Source organism: Atopobium sp. oral taxon 416 (assembly GCF_018128285.1).
Classification (GTDB): Bacteria; Actinomycetota; Coriobacteriia; order Coriobacteriales; family Atopobiaceae; genus Olsenella_L.
Window position 1 is genome coordinate 108,090 of sequence record NZ_CP072380.1, and the last position, 17,643, is coordinate 125,732.

14 protein-coding genes and 1 tRNA gene are annotated in these 17,643 nt (G+C 55.6%); 12 read left to right on the forward strand and 3 right to left on the reverse strand.

From position 1 onward, the window contains the following. Positions 1 to 270: 270 nt before the first annotated feature. The 3 genes from J4859_RS00530 to J4859_RS00540 all read left to right on the forward strand — a co-directional run bounded on the left by J4859_RS00530 (position 271) and on the right by J4859_RS00540 (position 2,100). Positions 271 to 996 carry a hypothetical protein gene (locus J4859_RS00530; RefSeq protein ID WP_212331696.1) on the forward strand — a complete coding sequence of 242 codons (726 nt, stop codon included), beginning with the start codon at positions 271 to 273 and terminating at the stop codon, positions 994 to 996. 157 nt (positions 997 to 1,153) lie between these two features. Next, a tRNA-Asp gene (locus tag J4859_RS00535) sits at positions 1,154 to 1,230 on the forward strand. A 174-nt stretch (positions 1,231 to 1,404) separates the two neighbouring features. Beyond that, the gene (locus J4859_RS00540; RefSeq protein ID WP_212331699.1) at positions 1,405 to 2,100 is read left to right on the forward strand and encodes an HAD family phosphatase; all 696 of its coding nucleotides are present in this window, start codon (positions 1,405 to 1,407) and stop codon (positions 2,098 to 2,100) included. Between the two features lie 113 nt (positions 2,101 to 2,213). On the opposite strand, the gene J4859_RS00545 is transcribed toward J4859_RS00540, so the two are convergent. Together J4859_RS00545 and J4859_RS00550 are read right to left on the reverse strand one after the other, a co-directional pair. Then, positions 2,214 to 2,705 carry an IS30 family transposase gene (locus J4859_RS00545; RefSeq protein ID WP_212331702.1) on the reverse strand — a complete coding sequence of 164 codons (492 nt, stop codon included), beginning with the start codon at positions 2,703 to 2,705 and terminating at the stop codon, positions 2,214 to 2,216. 134 nt (positions 2,706 to 2,839) lie between these two features. After that, entirely contained in the window at positions 2,840 to 3,214 is a 375-nt protein-coding gene (locus tag J4859_RS00550; protein WP_212331705.1) for a hypothetical protein, read from the reverse strand. Positions 3,215 to 4,463: 1,249 nt separating this feature from the next. On the opposite strand from J4859_RS00550, the gene J4859_RS00555 reads away from it, so the two are divergent. The 4 genes from J4859_RS00555 to J4859_RS00570 all read left to right on the forward strand — a co-directional run bounded on the left by J4859_RS00555 (position 4,464) and on the right by J4859_RS00570 (position 8,140). Then, complete coding sequence (locus J4859_RS00555; RefSeq protein ID WP_212331708.1) at positions 4,464 to 4,991, forward strand: Rrf2 family transcriptional regulator; 528 nt, start codon at positions 4,464 to 4,466, stop codon at positions 4,989 to 4,991. After that, positions 4,988 to 5,860 carry an adenine glycosylase gene (locus J4859_RS00560; RefSeq protein WP_212331711.1) on the forward strand — a complete coding sequence of 291 codons (873 nt, stop codon included), beginning with the start codon at positions 4,988 to 4,990 and terminating at the stop codon, positions 5,858 to 5,860. The genes J4859_RS00555 and J4859_RS00560 overlap by 4 nt, the downstream gene beginning before the upstream one ends. 88 nt (positions 5,861 to 5,948) lie before the next feature. After that, a complete protein-coding gene (gene rbr, locus J4859_RS00565; protein ID WP_212331713.1) occupies positions 5,949 to 6,494 on the forward strand; it encodes a rubrerythrin in 546 nt (181 codons plus the stop codon). Between the two features lie 326 nt (positions 6,495 to 6,820). After that, positions 6,821 to 8,140 (forward strand): O-acetylhomoserine aminocarboxypropyltransferase/cysteine synthase family protein, encoded by a 1,320-nt coding sequence (locus J4859_RS00570; protein WP_212331715.1) that lies wholly within the window; start codon positions 6,821 to 6,823, stop codon positions 8,138 to 8,140. An 18-nt stretch (positions 8,141 to 8,158) separates the two neighbouring features. Here J4859_RS00570 and nth read toward each other — a convergent pair whose 3' ends face one another. After that, a complete protein-coding gene (nth, locus tag J4859_RS00575) occupies positions 8,159 to 8,893 on the reverse strand; it encodes an endonuclease III (protein ID WP_212331717.1) in 735 nt (244 codons plus the stop codon). A 178-nt stretch (positions 8,894 to 9,071) separates the two neighbouring features. Here nth and glgB point away from each other — a divergent pair, with 178 nt between their 5' ends. The 5 genes from glgB to glgA are packed head-to-tail and all read left to right on the forward strand — an operon-like array spanning position 9,072 to position 17,593. Further along, positions 9,072 to 11,276, forward strand: coding sequence for a 1,4-alpha-glucan branching protein GlgB (gene glgB / locus J4859_RS00580; protein WP_212331720.1), 2,205 nt, complete (start codon positions 9,072 to 9,074; stop codon positions 11,274 to 11,276). Positions 11,277 to 11,304: 28 nt separating this feature from the next. Then, on the forward strand, positions 11,305 to 13,770 hold the full coding sequence (locus tag J4859_RS00585) for a glycogen/starch/alpha-glucan phosphorylase (protein WP_212331723.1): 2,466 nt from the start codon (positions 11,305 to 11,307) through the stop codon (positions 13,768 to 13,770). 54 nt (positions 13,771 to 13,824) lie between these two features. Further along, positions 13,825 to 14,967 (forward strand): glucose-1-phosphate adenylyltransferase, encoded by a 1,143-nt coding sequence (locus tag J4859_RS00590; RefSeq protein WP_212331726.1) that lies wholly within the window; start codon positions 13,825 to 13,827, stop codon positions 14,965 to 14,967. A 2-nt stretch (positions 14,968 to 14,969) separates the two neighbouring features. After that, positions 14,970 to 16,076, forward strand: coding sequence for a glucose-1-phosphate adenylyltransferase subunit GlgD (glgD, locus tag J4859_RS00595; protein WP_212331728.1), 1,107 nt, complete (start codon positions 14,970 to 14,972; stop codon positions 16,074 to 16,076). A 50-nt stretch (positions 16,077 to 16,126) separates the two neighbouring features. Beyond that, positions 16,127 to 17,593: a glycogen synthase GlgA gene (gene glgA, locus J4859_RS00600; RefSeq protein ID WP_249113698.1), complete on the forward strand. Its 1,467-nt coding sequence runs from the start codon at positions 16,127 to 16,129 to the stop codon at positions 17,591 to 17,593. Positions 17,594 to 17,643: the final 50 nt, after the last annotated feature.

Genomic DNA, 17,643 nt, shown 5'->3' on the forward strand with positions numbered 1-17,643 from the left:
CTCATACGGACCAATATAGATATGTCGACCGAAGTGACGGGGCTCGAATTCCTTCGGGCGACACAATCGTTTGATCTTTCGAGAGGGTAGGAGAGCCAAATCATGCCTTTCAGCACAAATAACGATCACGAAAGTAAGCATACCCCCCGTCATGCCCGTTCGACGTGTCGTGGCACACAATCGCCGACAGGCTTTGATCCCAGTGTTTCGGGATATGTCAACGCCCCTACCAGAAATTCCGGGCGTCCGATCGTGGGGGAGGATCCCCTGATGCCCGATGGAGCTCCGCAGCCAATCGGGGTCGATCCGGCGAAGACGGGATCTTTCAGGAAACTGAGCGCCGATGAAGGCGCAGTCCTTACGAACCGCGATAACGCCGAGAATGCGGCCAAAGCGGCGCGGACCCAGCTCAGAGAAGCGGATAAGACGGGAAGCTTCCGGTTGCAGGGGAAGAACCGTCCCCATGTCGAGCATGAGACCCAACACTACAAGAAGAACTGCAAGCTCTTCATCGGCATCGGCATCGCTGCTGTCGCAATCGTCGTCCTCATCGTCGTCGCGATGAACAGCTTCTTTGACGCTGCACAGCAGGCAAACCAAGGGGACAACAATCAGGTGCGGGAGCAGGAGCAGGTTCAGGCGAATGACGTTATCTCCTACCGTGACCAGAACTATGGGTTGGTGCAGGACGGTGACACCTGGTCGCTGGCACGGCTCGACGACAGCGGGAACGTGCAGGCGAAGCTCGTAGACTTAAACGGCACCCCGGTGTCCTTCGTCCACTACAATGGCGCCTTCATTATCCCTGAGAACCTCTCGGGCGGTACCTGGGATGTGCTGTCCTATGTTCCGGCCGATGGCTCCGTACCGTCGCCGGTGGCGGATGCTGACGGCAATCCGGTTTCGGGGAACGGGACGATCCAATCTGCCTCGCTCAACGGCTCGACGCTTTCGGTCCAGACCGATTCCGGTGAGACCGATGTAGATCTCGGCTAATCTCTCCGATGTATTAGATTCATTTTGATTGTTGATTTGGCCTATGAGCTGTTCTTTTGGCTCAGAGGCCAAAGAGTTGGGCCTGAATCTCAAACTTTTTTCAATTTTGACTAGACGTGAGCCCCACCCTCTGTGTACAATAAATTTCGCACTGTAGGGGGTATTAGCTCAGCTGGTTAGAGCGCCGGCCTGTCACGTCGGAGGCCGCGGGTTCAAGTCCCGCATATCCCGCCATTGCATGTTCAGAGGCTCCTACGGGAGCCTCTTTTTGTACAACGGTAAAAAAGCATTCGGTATGTTCAAAAATCCATTTGAGGGCAGATGCACGCCGTCCGAAATATAAGATGGAGAACAGACTGTAAACGATATGCATAGCGATATGTAATGGTTCTAGTGGGAGGGCAACCTATGGGGGATACCCCAAATACAAGTTCCAGCTGCGTGCAGCTTGCGGTATTCGATTACGACGGAACTTGTATCAGCGGTCAGTCAGGTGCCCTCTTCGCGATCTATCTCAACCACCGGCACTATTTAGGGTTTCGCCGGGGTTTCCGTCTCAGTTGGTGGGGGGTCCGCTACAAGCTTCATCTCCCATATCGGCAAAATGAAGCCCGCGAAGTCATCTTTGATGCGCTCTCCCAGTGCCCACGGGAAGAAATCCAGAAAATCATGGTGGACTTCCACGATGAGTCCCTGCTGCCCCGCTACCGTCCGCAGGCGATCAAAGAGATCGAACGCCGCCACCGCGAGGGCTGCGTGACAGTGTTAGTTTCTGCAACGTTTAATACTATCGCACAGTGTGCGCAAAAAGTACTCCGGACAGATGAGGTGATCGCCACTGATATGGAGATCGACAGTGAGGGCCATTATACCGGTAAAGTATCCGGTGAGGTCACCGAAGGGGCGGCAAAACCGCGCGCGATCAAGCAGTGGGCCGACAAGGTTTACGGCCCGAGAAAGTGGGAAATCGCCTACGCCTACGGCGACCATTTCTCAGATGAAGCCATGCTTTCTGCAGCTCGCAAGGGGTATGCCGTGACCCCGGATAAAACCATGCGCAAGATAGCCAGACAGTGCGGCTTCACTATCCTCAACTGGAAATAACAGTTGTAACTTTTATTGTAAGTGGGACTATTTTCATTCTAACAGTCTAGATAACAGGTGAATTATGGGTGGCCATCAAGCCAAAGCTTGCTATGCTTTTGGCTGGTGAATCCTCAGAGCAAGTGCAACGACTGGTGATGGTAGACCTCCCAGGGACACCTCCACTCCAGACGCTTGCGCGGTCTTCGGTTGAGTAAATCGTATACCTTTTGCACCTTTCTGTCGTCGACATCGTCGAGGCTTTTGCCTTTCGAAAACCAGTCCCTGAGAAGGCTGTTAGTGTTCTCATTGGTCCCCCTCTCCCAAAGATGGTGGGGCTGGCAGAAGTATACGGGAGCCCCCAGTGCCTCCTGGAGCCCTTCTGCATCTAAGAACTCCTTGCCCCTGTCGAGCGTGACGGTCAGCACGACCTCGCCGGCAAACGCCTTCTTCGTGGCTTCGTTGACCTCGGCCCTGGTCTTCCTGGCCGCCTTGCCGCCGACAAGGTATCCGCTCATGTGATCCACCTGGGTGATAAGGCAGGCGCCTTCCTGCCACAGTATCGCCCTCCCAGTCGCCGATCCGTCTCCTGCCGAAAGCCTCTTCTGACCGCTTCGAGATGTCATGGGTGATGCGCAGCTTGCCTGTGCGCTTTTGGCCACCCTTGCTGTGCCTGCGCTTGCCGTGATGAGTGAGCAGCCTTGTGGCCTTCCTGCGCCCCTGAAAGCTCACAGTCGAGGGGTCCCGACTCCACGACACGCTAGATGCTAGCGTCGCTTGCGGCAAGGTCCGGGCGCTCCATCGCGATGCGGCCCGCTATCTCCTTCGAAGACCAGTGCTCGTCCCGCATGAGCCTCACGGACCAGGGAGCGCTTATGCGGATCGTCCATGAGCCTGGGGCCTGCAGCACAGCCGCCTTACGTCCGCACGCCTTTGCGCGCTCGATGCGCGGTAGGGCCGACCCACCCATTGCGCCTGATCTTGTAGGATATGGTCGACTTGTCCCGTCCGAGCTCCCTCGTATCTGGCTGACCCCCTCATAGCCCTTCCAGCAAACCATGATGTCCTCGCGCTTCTCGATGCTAAGATGGCTGTAGCCGTCCATGGTGCCTGCAATGGATGCATGTCTTTGCAAGCACCATCATAGGTCGCGCCTGGGCGGCTAGCTTGTATTTCCCTGTTGCACTCGGAGTGAGGATTCGCCCTTCTAAAAAGACTTCTCTCTGTAAGACCACCATTGACTTCGGCCCTTGTCTTCCAGCAGTCCCAGAGAGGCTGGGACATGTCGACAAGCGCGCCTCGTGTGTACATAGCTGCCTTCTGTGAGCTGGCCTGAGAGCATCGCCTTGCTGTCCTGCTTCGAATGCTTCGCCTGCTTTGTCCACAGCAAGCAGGCGAAGCAAGCACTGCAGCCATTTCGTCGACACCCCCGTAGAAGGAAAGTAAGAACTTGCCTGAGCCTTCACTGCATCGCATTGACAAGGCCGCTTCTCGCTGTCCTTGGACTCCTTCACCACGCTTGGCGTGTACTCAACAACGCTGGGTAAGGAAAGGATGCACGCATACCCTGCATGGTTGTCTGTTGCGACCCAAGAGCTGTCGGCGATACCTGAAAGGGCAACCTTTAACTTTGAATCAGTGGGCCTTCCGCGAAGTGTTATATACTCGCTCCCCCGGCTCGCTTAGCACTCTGTGCAGACCTTGAGACTTGATATACCGCTTGAGTACACAGTATGGCTGTGGCCTGTGTGCTATCGCGCATCTGCACATCCGACCTTGCCCTGCTGCCCACAAGCGACTCGTCGAGGGAGAGCCCCTCTGCCTGGCAGCAGACGGCATGGGCGCTCCTGGGAGACTTCAGGGCAGACCCCACTACCTCAAAGAGCCTCATGCACATGGAACCCATGAGGTCCTTAAGGCTCACATGGCAGCTCTTCGTAAGCTGGTTGAAGCGACATGCCCACAAGCGTGTCTTTTGCATGCTTTGTCCCTGTGGTAGCGAAAAGCTTCGATATCGCTATAGCCGATCCTATCTTCGCTGAGAAGGTCCTGCCACAGGAGCGACACTTCCATGATGGCCTTGTGCAGAGTGCCCCTTACAGAAGAGGTCTGCAGATCTGTACCTTAAGCATCTTTTGGGTTTACCTGCGAGAGCGGATCCTGCTATCTTCTTAGCGATGCCCATCTTCTCGATCCGCTGCAGTATCATTGAGTCCGGCCCTCCCATTTCTCGATGTCTTTGTTTGGTGACATGCATTGTAGGCAAAGGTCCGGACAACACTGGACCCTTCTCAGGTCAATCGTGGTCTAACAGAGAGAAAGACTTAAACTGAAGAGGAAAGAAGACAGGGTAAACAACGTTTAAGTTTTGATGGGAGGCGGCAATGGATATTTCGCGAGAGACAGATTATGCTCTCCGTATGGTAGCAGCGCTTATAAACCATCCCGGTGACAATCCATCAGTGAGAAGCGTTGCCGAAGAGTTTGGGATTCCGTATTCGTTCGCGCAGTCCATACAACATTCTCTGACCGAGGCTGGCGTTATCGTCAGTACCCGTGGTGCCCACGGCGGCATGTATTTAGCGATTGATCCCGATCAAGTCACGCTGCTCGATTTTGTTCAGATGCTGCAGGGCCCCGTTCTGCTATCCGCATGCGAAACCTGTGGCGAAAATGGTGAGGACTGCCCACGTAAGCCGTACTGTACGTACGATCCAATTTGGACGTTTGCACAGGATAATCTACGTAAATGTCTCTCCTCATTCACACTGAGGGAAGCCGCGAATGGTATTGGCCCTGCCAGGTTGAGAGAACTCTCAAACAAAGAATTGGGAGTACTCGACTTCAAGAAGGAAGATACGCCTGAGGATGACTCGGACGACGAAGTGGCTGACCGCATTCAGGTACTATGAGGAGCACCCCTACATCGAGGGAGCTCGCTGCCTTTCACAAGGAAGTCCTGCAGGAGGGCAGAAAGCTCTACCGTGATCTTCCTTGGAGGCACACACAGGATCCCTATGAGATCTGGATCTCCGAAGTGATGCTCCAGCAGACCCAGGTGTCCCGCGTCGAAAAGCGTTGGCCTGCCTGGCTCGCCGAATTCCCCACGCTTGAGACACTGGCGACAGCTACACGCGCCCAGGTGTTGAATGTGTGGCAGGGGATGGGCTATAACCGGCGTGCGCTTGCGTTGTTGCGCGCTGCACGCCAATTGGTTGATGCGGGCACTTCCATCCCCTCAGAGGAGAATGCACTCGTGGCCCTTCCGGGCATTGGGGCTACAACTGCAGCGGGGATCCGCGCCTTTGCGTTCGACCTTCCCAGCGTGTATCTGGATACGAATGTGCGCTCTGTCTTCCTGTATTATTTTTTTCGTGGAGAAAGTAAAATCTCTGATGCAATATTGCGGCCGATTGTATGCGCCACCTGTCCCAAGAACGATACCGATCCAACTGATGATCCGAGAACTTGGTACTATGCCCTGCTCGATGTTGGGGCTTGTTTAAAAAGAATGATTCCTAATCCCTCAAGACAAAGCGCTTCGTATTCGAGGCAATCAAAGTTCGATGGATCGCACCGGCAGAAGCGTGCAGAAATTTTGAAAATAATTTTGGGAGAACCTGAGGGGATAACGACAGAGGGCATTGCGGACCAGGTAAATGAGGTTGAGGAGTGTGCAGGTAGGCCGCCAGTAAGCACGCACGAAATCCAAAGGATTCTAAACGAGCTACAAAAAGAAGATTTTTGTAGGTTTAATGATAATGATGTATGGTTAGCCTAGTGGATATAGGATGTTGAACTGCGGTGGAAAGGGAACTTACCGCAGACAGAGATAGATACACCGTGTAACCCAAAAAAGGAGTGTTGACATGGCTGTAAACTTTGATGAGTCACAGACTAAGAAGAACCTTGAAGCGGCATTCGCCGGCGAGTCTCAGGCGAGTGTGAAATATTCCTATTTTGCAAACCAGGCAAAGAAGGACGGCTACAACCAGTACGGCGACATCTTTACTGAGACTTCCAACAACGAGAGAGCCCACGCGAAGATGTGGTTCAACTATCTGCACGGTGGCAAGACCCCCGACACCCTCTCCAATCTGAAAGAGGCTGCAGGTGGCGAGCACTATGAGTGGACCGAGATGTATCCGGGCTTCGCTGAGACCGCACAGAAGGAGGGCTTCACTGAGATCGCTGCCAAGTTCCGTATGGTTGGCGACATCGAGAAGGGCCACGACGAGCGCTACAACAAGCTGATCGAGCATGTTGAGAAGGGTGACGTCTTTACGCGTCCGGGCGTCAAGGTCTGGAAATGCATGAACTGCGGTCACCTGCATGTCGGCCCGACGGCTCCGAAGGTCTGCCCGGTCTGTGGACATCCACAGTCCTTCTTTGAGGAGCAGTGCGTCAACTATTAATGGTTGTAAGCAGTGAATTTTGCTGATTGCCAGCGTGTCTGGAGTATCTCTCCGGACACGTTTTTTGTTATATTCTGCCTGATTGATAGGGCTATCAATTTCATAGATAACTGACGGCAGGATCTGAGAATAGCGATGTGGAGCTTAAAACTCTAGGCGTGCGCTAGTATTTCGGTCATGGAAACGTTGATTCAGACATACACGAGCAGGCGAATGATTGAGCCCGGGTTCTTCTAGAAGCCGCACGGGCGGCACAGGACCGCGGGCAGGAGACATCCCCTTGAACACATTTGGAATACACGCCTCAAACAGAAAGCGAGCAGCACATGCCTTTCGAACTCAACCCTGATTTTGTCAAAGACCCTGAGAAACATTTTGAGACTCTGCAAGTTCACGCTGGGTGGTCTCCCGATCCGGTCACCGGTTCCTCAGCCCTCCCGATCTACGCCTCTGCAGCTTTCCAGTTCGACGATGCTGCTGACGGCGCCGCAAAGTTCGCACTGACCAAGCCGGGCAACGTCTATGGCCGTCTGACCAATACCACCACCGACGCGCTTGCCGCGCGTATTGCAGCGCTCGAAGGCGGCACCGGTGCAGTCGCGGTTGCCTCCGGACACGCGGCAGAGATCCTGGCCCTCACCAACATCGTCGACGCGGGTGATGAAATCGTCGCGTCGAGCTCGCTGTACGGTGGCACCTGGAATATCTTCCTGCACACGCTGCACGATCTTGGCGTCAACACGACAATCGTCGACAATAACGATATCGACGCGTTCGTTAAGGCGACGGATGAGAAGACGAAGCTCTGGTACGTCGAGACAATCGGCAACCCGTTGGTCGACGTCGCGGATGTCCCGGCGCTCGTTGAGGCCGCGAACTCGCTGCCGTCCAAGGTGCCGGTATTCGTCGACAACACCTTTGCGACGCCGTACCTGTATCGCCCGGCAGAGGACGGGGCGGCGGTTGTGATCGAGTCTTTGACCAAGTGGATCGGCGGACACGGTGCAGCCCTCGGCGGCGCAGTCATCGACGCAGGCAGCTACGATTGGAAGGCCCAGGCGGACAAGTATCCGACGATCGCCGGACCGGACCCGTCCTACCACGATATGGTCTTTGCCGATGCGGCCCCGAAGAATCCGTTCTCGACGCGTGTGCTTGCCAACAAGCTGCGTGACTTCGGCCCGACGCTCTCCCCGTATGCGGCGCAGGTCATCGCGCTCGGTGCAGAGACCCTCTCGCTGCGCGTTCAGCGCCAAAGTGAAAACGCGCTCGCAGTGGCAAAGTATCTGAAGGACAGTCCGAAGGTCAGCTGGGTCCGCTATCCCGGCCTGGAAGATGATCCTACCCACGATATTGCGAAGCGGCTCCTGCATCATGGGTACGGTGGCGTTGTCGTCTTCGGCGTCAGGGGCGGCCGTCAGGCAGGCCTCAATGTGGTGAACAACGTGAAACTCTTCACACACCTGGCTAACGTCGGTGACGCAAAGTCCCTGATCATCCATCCGGCTTCCACCACGCACTCTCAGCTGACCCCTGAGCAGCTGAAGGAGGCGCACCTCTCAGAGGATCTGATCCGCCTTTCCATCGGAATCGAGAACATCGACGACATTATCGCCGACCTCGACCAGGCGCTGGCAAAGGCGTAACCGATCAGGCGACACAACCTAGTGCTGGTTTACGGCATTTCGCTTGCGCGAGCGAGATGCCGTTTTCTTTGAGGCGTGCTTGCCGTGCTTGCGGAACCGGTCGGGATTGCCAAACGAGGGGCATAGATCCGCCAGGGGACACCCGTCACAGTGCGGGTGCTGCGAGCTGCAAGTTTCACGCCCGAAGTGGATCCACTGCTCATTGACGGGGCTCCAGAGCTCCTGAGGGATGAGCTTCAGCAGATCCTGCTCTGCTGCCAGTGGCGTCGAGGCTTTGGTGAACCCTAGGCGCGTTGCGATACGGAAGACGTGGGTGTCGACCGCGATACCCTCGGTAATGTGGAAGGCTCTGTTCAAGACGATGTTGGCGGTTTTTCTGCCGACGCCCGGAAGTGACGTGAGTTCCTCCATCGTGTGGGGGACCTGCTCGTTGTAGTCGGAAACCAGGATCTGGGCCGTCTCAACGCAGTGCTCAGCTTTTGTGCGCCAGAATCCGATAGAGCGGATGACCGTCCCCACCTCAGCGGGATCGGCTGGCGCTAAGGAGGCGGGATCGGGCCAACGCCTAAAGAATTCGGGGGTCACTTTGTTGACGGAGGCGTCGGTTGACTGCGCGGAAAGCATGACACAGATCAACAGCGTGTAGGGATCCGTGTACTGGAGTGCACTCCTGACATCCCCGTAGAGAGCCTGCATGCGATGGCAAACTTCGATCGCTCTCGCACGCTTAACGGCGAATGACTCCTTAGACATAATTTACTCCTTCTGATAAACGGGAGTATGGTAGTTTATCTTCTAAATAAGATACGGTGACACAGGCTCACTATACCCGTTTAGAAGTCTCGTTACCCTCCGCTCGGGCAACATCTGCGCGGCGAGGGCGTCAAAGAGACGTAAGATAAATCGAGGCTCTCGAAAATGAGGAGGGTTTATGGCTCTTGAGACAAAGGATCCGACATATGTGATCAGCTCGGATGACTTGTATCTGATGGCTCAGGGAAACTGGTATCGCAGCTATGACAAGTTGGGGGTGCACCCCGCTACTCAAGATGGGCAGGATGGCTACAATTTTGCGGTATGGTGCCCCGACGTTGTTTCCGTCTCCGTCGTCGGAGAATTCAACAATTGGGATCCTAACGCCGACCACCTCTATGAGACGAAGACCGGTGGAGTTTGGACCGGCTTTATCCCAGGAGTACATCAGGATCAGTGCTATAAATACGCGATTGAGCCGCAGCAAGGGGCAGAGCTCATCCATAAAGCGGACCCGTATGCCTTCCATGCGCAGTGCCCACCCAACACCGCCTCGGTGACGACCGATATCAGCACCTATACCTGGAAAGACGACACCTGGATGAAGCGGCGCCACAAGCGCGTCATGCTCAAAGAGCCGCTCAACATCTTTGAAGTCCATCTGGGCTCCTGGAAGCGCCACGATGATGGACTTGAGGGTAACCATACGCAGCCGCCTGAGGGCGAGACCGCTGGCGGGTCATATCTGACCTACGACGAGCTCTCGGTCGAGCTCGTAGACTACGTCAAGAAGATGGGATACACCCACATTGAGCTGCTCCCGGTGATGGAGCACCCGTTCGATGGCTCCTGGGGCTACCAGGTCACCGGCTACTATGCCCCGACTTCACGCTATGGCTCCCCGACGGAGTTCATGCACTTTGTCGACGCCTGCCACCATGCGGGCATCGGCGTGATCCTCGACTGGGTTCCTGGTGGCTTCTGCAAGGACGCCCACGGCTTGGGACGCTTCAACGGCCAGAAGCTGTATGAGGAGAAGGAGCACCCCAACTGGGGTACCTACAAGTTCAATCTGGGCCGCGGTGAAGTCAGGACCTTCCTGATCTCCAACGCGCTCTATTGGATCGCTGAATACCATGCGGACGGCCTGCGCATGGATGGCGTGAGCTCCATGCTCTACATGAACTTCGGTATCGATGACCCGGCGCAGAAGCGCTACAACTCAAAGGGCACCGAGGAGGACCTGCAGGCTTCTGACTTCATCCGTAAGACCAACTCCGCGGTGGGACGCTACTATCCTGACGTTATGATGATCGCCGAGGAGTCCACGGCCTGGCCGCTCGTCACCTATCCGCCTGAGGTCGGAGGCTTAGGCTTCAACTTCAAGTGGGATATGGGCTGGATGAACGACACCCTGCACTACTGCCAGACCGACTTCCCGTACCGTCCAAAGAACCACCGGATGCTGACGTTCTCGATCATGTACACCTTCAACGAGAACTTCATTTTGCCGCTCTCGCATGACGAGGTCGTGCATGGCAAGTGTTCACTGATCGGCAGGATGCCGGGAGACTACTGGCGCCAGTTTGCCGGTATGCGTGCCCTGGCGCTCTACCAGATGACCCATCCGGGCGGCAAGCTCAACTTCATGGGTAACGAGATCGCCCAGTGGATCGAGTGGCGTGAGTATGAGGGCATCCAGTACTTCCTGACTGAGCAGCACGAGGCGCACAGAAAGCAGCAGGTCTTCATCGCGGCACTCAACCATCTGTTCACGAGCGAGCCTGCGCTGTATCAGCGCAACTATGACTCCGCAGGCTTTGAGTGGATCGACGCGGACGACGACAAACAGTCGCTCATCTCCTTCATCCGCAGAGGTGACGACCCGAAGGACGACCTCGTTATCGTTATCAACTTCGACGTCGCAGCGCATGAGGACTTCCGCATCGGCGTCCCGCGCTCCGGCATCTACAAGGAGATCTTTACGAGCGATGCGGAGAAGTATGGCGGCTCCGGCATCCACAACACCGGCAAGCTCAAATCTGAGGATGAGCCCTGGAACGGGCAGGACAACTCAATGGTCCTGCGTGTTCCGGCACTCGGCGGTATCGTGCTGAAGCGCACTGGTGACCTCCCGAAGCCCAAAAAAACTGTCAGGAAAACAGCGGCCAAAAGGGCCGGAACCGCAGCGAGAGCTGCAAGAAAGCAGAAGACCACAGCGACAAAAACTACCTCAACGAAAAAGCAGACTGAATCTTCGACGCGCTCTGGTGTATCCTCAACAAGGAAGACAAGAAGTGCAGCGGGTACGGCTGGCACAAAAAAGTCTTCCAAGACGAAATCACCCAAGACCGCGCGCCCCAGCAAAGGCAGTAAGGCTTAAGCTGCGCTGGTATAGAAGAAAGGTAGTTATGGCAAATCTCTTCAAAAGCAACAAAGCTCCTAAAGAGCCTGTAAACACGCTGTTTAAGAGCAAGCAGGATTTCATTGATCAGCTGCGGGATATGTGTCAGACCGAGCGGTCACGCACGTTTGAGGAGTGCACCGATCGCGAGCGCTTCCTGTGCTTAGCTCGTCTCATCTCGCAGAAGGCGCGCCACATTGAGGGTAGCTGCTGTGAGAAGGCCACGAAGCAGGTGTACTATTTCTCCCTCGAGTTTTTGCTTGGCCCGCTCCTGGACAACTATCTGATCAATTTCGGAATCCGCGGCTTTGTTGAGGATGCCCTGAAAGATATGGGGACAGACCTTGAGACGCTGTGCTCAAAGGAAGCTGACCCGGGTCTCGGCAACGGCGGCTTAGGACGTCTGGCAGCATGCCTGCTTGACTCCATGGCTGCCCTGGGGATCTATGGCAACGGCAACGGTATGCGCTACCACTATGGTCTTTTCCGTCAGGAGATTGTCGGCGGCCGACAGGTTGAGGAGACTGACAACTGGCTGCAGTACGGCTTCCCCTGGGAGGTCAGGAAGCTGGAGAGCAAGATCGTTGTGCGCTTCGGCGGTGAGGTTATCCGCCACCAGGAGGGTGGCCACTACTGGTACACCTGGGAAGGCGGACAGAAGGTCGACGCGGTGCCGTACGATGTGCCGATCGTGGGCTACGGCGGAAAGACCGTCAACAAGCTCCGTATCTGGGGCGCAAAGCCGCACACGCCTGACTTCGATCTGGACGCCTTCAACGCCGGCGACTATGCCAAGGCCTTCAAGTCCCGCTCGGATGTCGAGGCTATCTCGACGATCCTGTATCCGAACGATGCGGGAGAGCACGGACGCCTGCTGCGCTTAAAGCAGGAGTACCTGTTCGTCTCCGCAGGCATTCAGTCGATCCTCAGATACTATGAGAAGCAATATGGGGATGCCTGGAAGGACCTGCCCGACCACGTACGCATCCACACGAACGATACACACCCTGCACTGTGCGGGCCTGAGCTCATGCGTATCCTCGTCGACGAAAAGGGGCTCGACTGGGACAGCGCGTGGGATATTGTGACCCACACCGTGTCCTATACCAACCACACGATCATGCCTGAGGCGCTCGAGAAGTGGCCGATCAGCATGCTGCGCGCTCAGGTTCCGCGTACCTACATGTTCATCGAGGAGATCGACCACCGCTACCGTGAGAGTTTCCCGCACGACGCGCCGAACTGGAAAGACCAGCTCCAGCGCACCTCGATCCTGTGGGATGGCCAGTGCCGGATGGCGAACCTGTCCGTCATCTGCTCGTATTCTGTCAACGGCGTCTCCGCGCTCCACACCGAGATCCTGGAGACCTCGACGCTGAAGGACTTCTATGATCTGAACCCGGAGAAGTTCAACAACAAGACCAACGGCGTATCACACCGCCGGTTCCTGGGTGAGGCCAACCCGGCCTACTCAAAGCTGATCACCGATGCGATCGGTGACACGTGGATGGCTGATGCCAACGAGCTCGAGAAGCTGATCCCCTATGAGCAGGACGAGGGCTTCCTGAAGCAGGTCCATGAAGCAAAGCAAGCGATGAAGGTGCGCCTGTCGAACTACATCGCCAAGACCATCGACGTGAAGCTCGACCCAAACAGCATCTTCGATGTACAGGTCAAGCGGTTCCATGCCTACAAGCGCCAGCTTTTGAACATCTTCAAGGTGCTTGACATCTACAACCGCCTGCTGAATGATCCGGACTATAAGCCGCAACCGACGTCGTTCATATTCTCAGGTAAAGCAGCACAGAGCTACGATTTTGCAAAGGAGGTTATCCGTCTTATCAATTCCGTCGCAGATGTGATCAACCACGACGATCGTGTGAACGACACTATCCAGGTTGCATTTGTGCCAAATTTTGCGGTTTCCAATGCACAGCTGATCTACCCGGCCGCTGATATCTCAGAGCAGATCTCCACCGCTGGCACCGAAGCTTCCGGTACCTCAAACATGAAGCTCATGTACAATGGTGCGATTACGCTTGGGACCTATGACGGCGCGAACATCGAGATCGCAAAACTGGTAGGAGACGAGAACATCAAGATCTTCGGTCTCAGAACTGAGGAAGTGAACGACCTGAGGGCTTCCGGTTACTATGCGTGGGATGAGTACAACGCAGACCGTAACCGGTTGGGCAGGGTAGTCGACGAGCTGGTCGATGGCACGCTCAGCCACCTCTCCGGCAACTTCGAGAGCATCCATGACTACTTGATGGTCAACAACGACCCCGACCTTGTCCTGAAGGATTTCCACTCCTATGTGGATGCGTGGGAAGAGCTTTCCAACGATTATCCAGACACGATCAAATGGAACCGTGCGGCCCTCCACAATACCGCTAAGGCCGGATATTTCTCTTCTGACCGTACTATCCGGGAATATGCGCGCGATATATGGCATATAGATATTGAGGAGTAATGTTTTTCCATGCACTGAAAAGTGCTGAGTAAAGCTGAAAGGGGAGAAGTCAGCATGAGTAAGAAAAATGAATGCTTAGCTATGCTTCTTGCTGGCGGGCAGGGTTCCAGGCTCAAGGCTTTGACCAAAGAGGTCGCTAAACCTGCTGTTTCGTTTGGCGGAAAGTTCCGCATCATCGACTTCGCGCTGTCCAACTGCGCCAATTCCGGTATCACGACAGTCGGTGTCTTGACCCAGTATCGCCCCTATCTGTTGCACTCCTACATCGGATCCGGTGAGGCATGGAATCTCGACGTCAGAAACGGCGGCGTATCCATCCTTCCACCGTTCGCGACCCAGTCAGGTGGCGCGTGGTACGAGGGCACCGCAGATGCAGTGACGCAGAACCTCGGTTACATCGAACACAACGATCCTGACTACGTGCTGATCCTCTCTGGCGACCAGCTCTATCGCATGGATTACAACGATATGCTTGAGAACCACAAGCGCCATAACGCCGATCTGACGATCGCCGTTATGCCGGTAGCCTGGGAAGAGGCTCCGCGTTTCGGTATCCTTACGACTGACGACGATGAGCGCATCCTGAAGTTCACCGAGAAGCCGGCGCATCCGGATTCCAACCTGGCCTCCATGGGCATCTACATCTTCAACAAGGACCTGTTGGTTGAGACCTTAAAAGAGGATGCAAAGGATCCAAACTCCTCGCATGACTTCGGCAAGGACATCATCCCGAAGCTCTTAAACGAGGGCAAGCGCCTGTATACCTACCGCTTCGAGGGCTTCTGGCGTGACGTGGGCACCATCGCCTCCTTCCACGAGACGAACATGGAGCTTCTGGGCTCTGAGCCAGCCTTCGATCTGTACGATCAGGCTTCCCCGATTATGTCCAACACCGTCCCGATGCCGCCGCACTACGTCGGTTCCGACGGCTCCATCGATGACTGCATCGTGGACAATGGCTGCCAGATCTACGGAGCAGCGAAGCATTCAGTGCTTTCAAGCGGTGTCTATATTGGGCCACACGCGGTGGTGCAGGACTCAGTCCTGCTCCCGAATGCCCGCGTTGAGCGTGGTGCGCAGGTCGTGAACGCGATCCTCGGCGAGCGTGCGGTTGTCAAAGAGGACACCGATTTCGGTAGTAGTGACGAAGATACAGCAGTCGCCGGAAACGATGCTGTATGTGGAAAGGAGGAGTAACCGTGCCTAAGGTAGTTGGTTTAATCACTTCCAATTATTCAGTCAAAAATCCGAGCCCATTCGTAGAGGGCATTCGGCCGGTTGCCGCCGTCCCGTTCCTTGGCAGATATCGCATGCTGGACTTTACGCTGTCCAACATGGTGAATGCCGGTATCCGTACGGTCGGTCTCATTATGCCGGATAACTATCGTCCCATCATTGACCACGTCGGCGCAGGCAAGGACTGGGGGCTTGACCGCAAGAACGGCGGCCTCTTCCCGCTTCCGGGTTCCTCCTTCGGCACCAGCCGTATCGGCGTAGGAGGTCGCTTCCTCATCCGTGATTTTGAGTCGAACCGTGAGTTCTTCGAGCGTTCCAACGCCGACTATGTGATCCTTTCAAGCTGCAACTTCGCCTATACGACCGACTTGAACGAGCTCGTGAAGTCACACATTGACTCCGGCGCTGACATCACCCTGGTGGCCTACCGCTCCATCGAGGATTCCAAGGACGTCAACGCAATCGTGACCGACGACGACGGAAACTTCGCCGGTCTCAAGAGCGGCTGCGCCTTCGGTGAGACCGCCTTTATGGACCTGGCCGTCGTGAACGGACCGGTCTTGAGAGAGCTCCTCGACTGGTACAAGAACGTCGATCACCTCGATCTGTTCGAGGCAATGACGCAGGACCTCTCCATGGTCGATAGTAAGCTCCACGAGTATCAGGGCTACGTCGCCCCGATCTTCTCAAAGGCGGCTTACTTCAAGCGCTCCATGGAACTGCTTGACCCGAAGGTCTCCAAACAACTCTTCCAGCCGGACTATCCGGTCATGACAAAGGCGCACGACACCACGCCGGCCAAGTATGAGCCGGATGCCCATGTCTCCAACTGCCTGGTTTCCTCAGGCTCCAAGATCTACGGTACCATCAAGAACTCAATCATCGGCCGCGCCTGCGTCATTGAGCCGGGAGCTTCCGTCACCAATGCGATCCTGGTCCGCAGCGTCCATGTTGGAGCTGGCGCCCACATTGAGAACGCGATCATCGACCGCAGCAACGATATCGCTGAGGGCACTGAGATGCGCGGTACGCCTGAATCGGTGTTGGTGCTTCCAAAAGGCAACGACTAGAACAACAAGTAGGCGTAAGCGATACGTTCTCAAAACAAATGGAAGATAAGATGGGTGATTCAAGACAACTCAATGTACTCTTTGCCTCTTCCGAGGTTGTTCCGTTTGTGAAGACAGGCGGATTGGCGGATGTGGCAGGCTCACTTCCGCGGGCCCTCAAGGACGCCGGATGCAATGTGTCGGTGATCATGCCGAAGTACTCTCGCATCCCGGATGAGTACAAATACAATATGCAGCACATCTGTGAGTTCTACGTGCCGCTGAGCTGGAGGAACGTCTGGTGTGGCATCGATAAACTCGCCTACAACGGTGTGGACATCTACTTCGTTGACAATGAGGGATATTTCAAGCGCGACGGTATCTACGGATACTTTGACGACGGGGAGCGCTTCGCGTTCTTCTCCAAGGCGATCCTCGAGTGCCTGCAGTACGTCCCTGAGCTCAACAACATCGACATCCTGCACTGCAATGACTGGCAGACTGCGTTAGCCCCGGTCTTCCTGTGTGAGTTCTACCATGGGGTCGGGAACTACGACAACATCAAGACGGTCTTCACCGTCCACAATGCGAAGTTCCAGGGCCAGTTCTCCAACCGGATGCTCAACGATGTCCTAGGGCTCGGCGGTATCCCGGCTGCGGCAGATCAGCTCTACTGCGACCGCGACTCGATCAACTTTATGAAGGGCGCGCTGTGCTACGCAGACAGGCTCACGACGGTGAGCCCGACCTACGCTTGCGAGCTGCAGATGCCGTTCTACGGCGAAGGCCTTGACGGTATATTTCGCAGAAGGTCCAATGTGCTCTCCGGCATTCTCAACGGTATCGATACCCAGGCCTGGAACCCCTCCAGCGATTCGCAGATCGCCGCCTACTACTCTATCTACGATATGAGCGGCAAAGCGGAGTGCAAACGTGCGCTGCAGGAGGAGCTCGGCCTCAGACAGGATCCGTTGCGGCCTCTGGTCGCGATGGTCGGCCGTCTGACCGAGCAGAAGGGCATCGGGTTGGTCCGGTACGCAATGGACTACCTGATGAGCCGCAGTGTCCAGATCGCCGTCCTCGGCACCGGCGACAAGGATCTCGAAGATTCGTTCAAGTACTTCGATTGGAAGTACGGCGACATGATGTCTGCCCGTATCACCTTCGACAGCGCGTTGAGCCACCGCATGTATGCAGGTGCGGATCTCTTCCTGATGCCTTCTGAGTTTGAGCCCTGTGGCCTCTCTCAGATGATCGCAATGCGTTACGGCACCCTGCCGGTTGTCCGTGAGACTGGCGGCCTTAAGGATACCGTGAAGCCGTACAACAAATACACGGGCGAAGGAACCGGCTTCAGCTTCGCCAATATCAACGGCGATGAGATGGTGGGAGCCCTAATGGACGCCTGCGAGGTATTCTGGACTGACCAAGACGCGTGGAAGAAACTCCAATATCAAGCCATGACTCAAGATTTTAGTTGGAGAAGAGCTGCAAATGACTATGTAGGCTTGTATCATAGTCTCCACCCGGAAGTATAGAGGTAAAATATTTTCCGGAATTCATTCGGAGAGAAAGTTGAGTCAGTTTG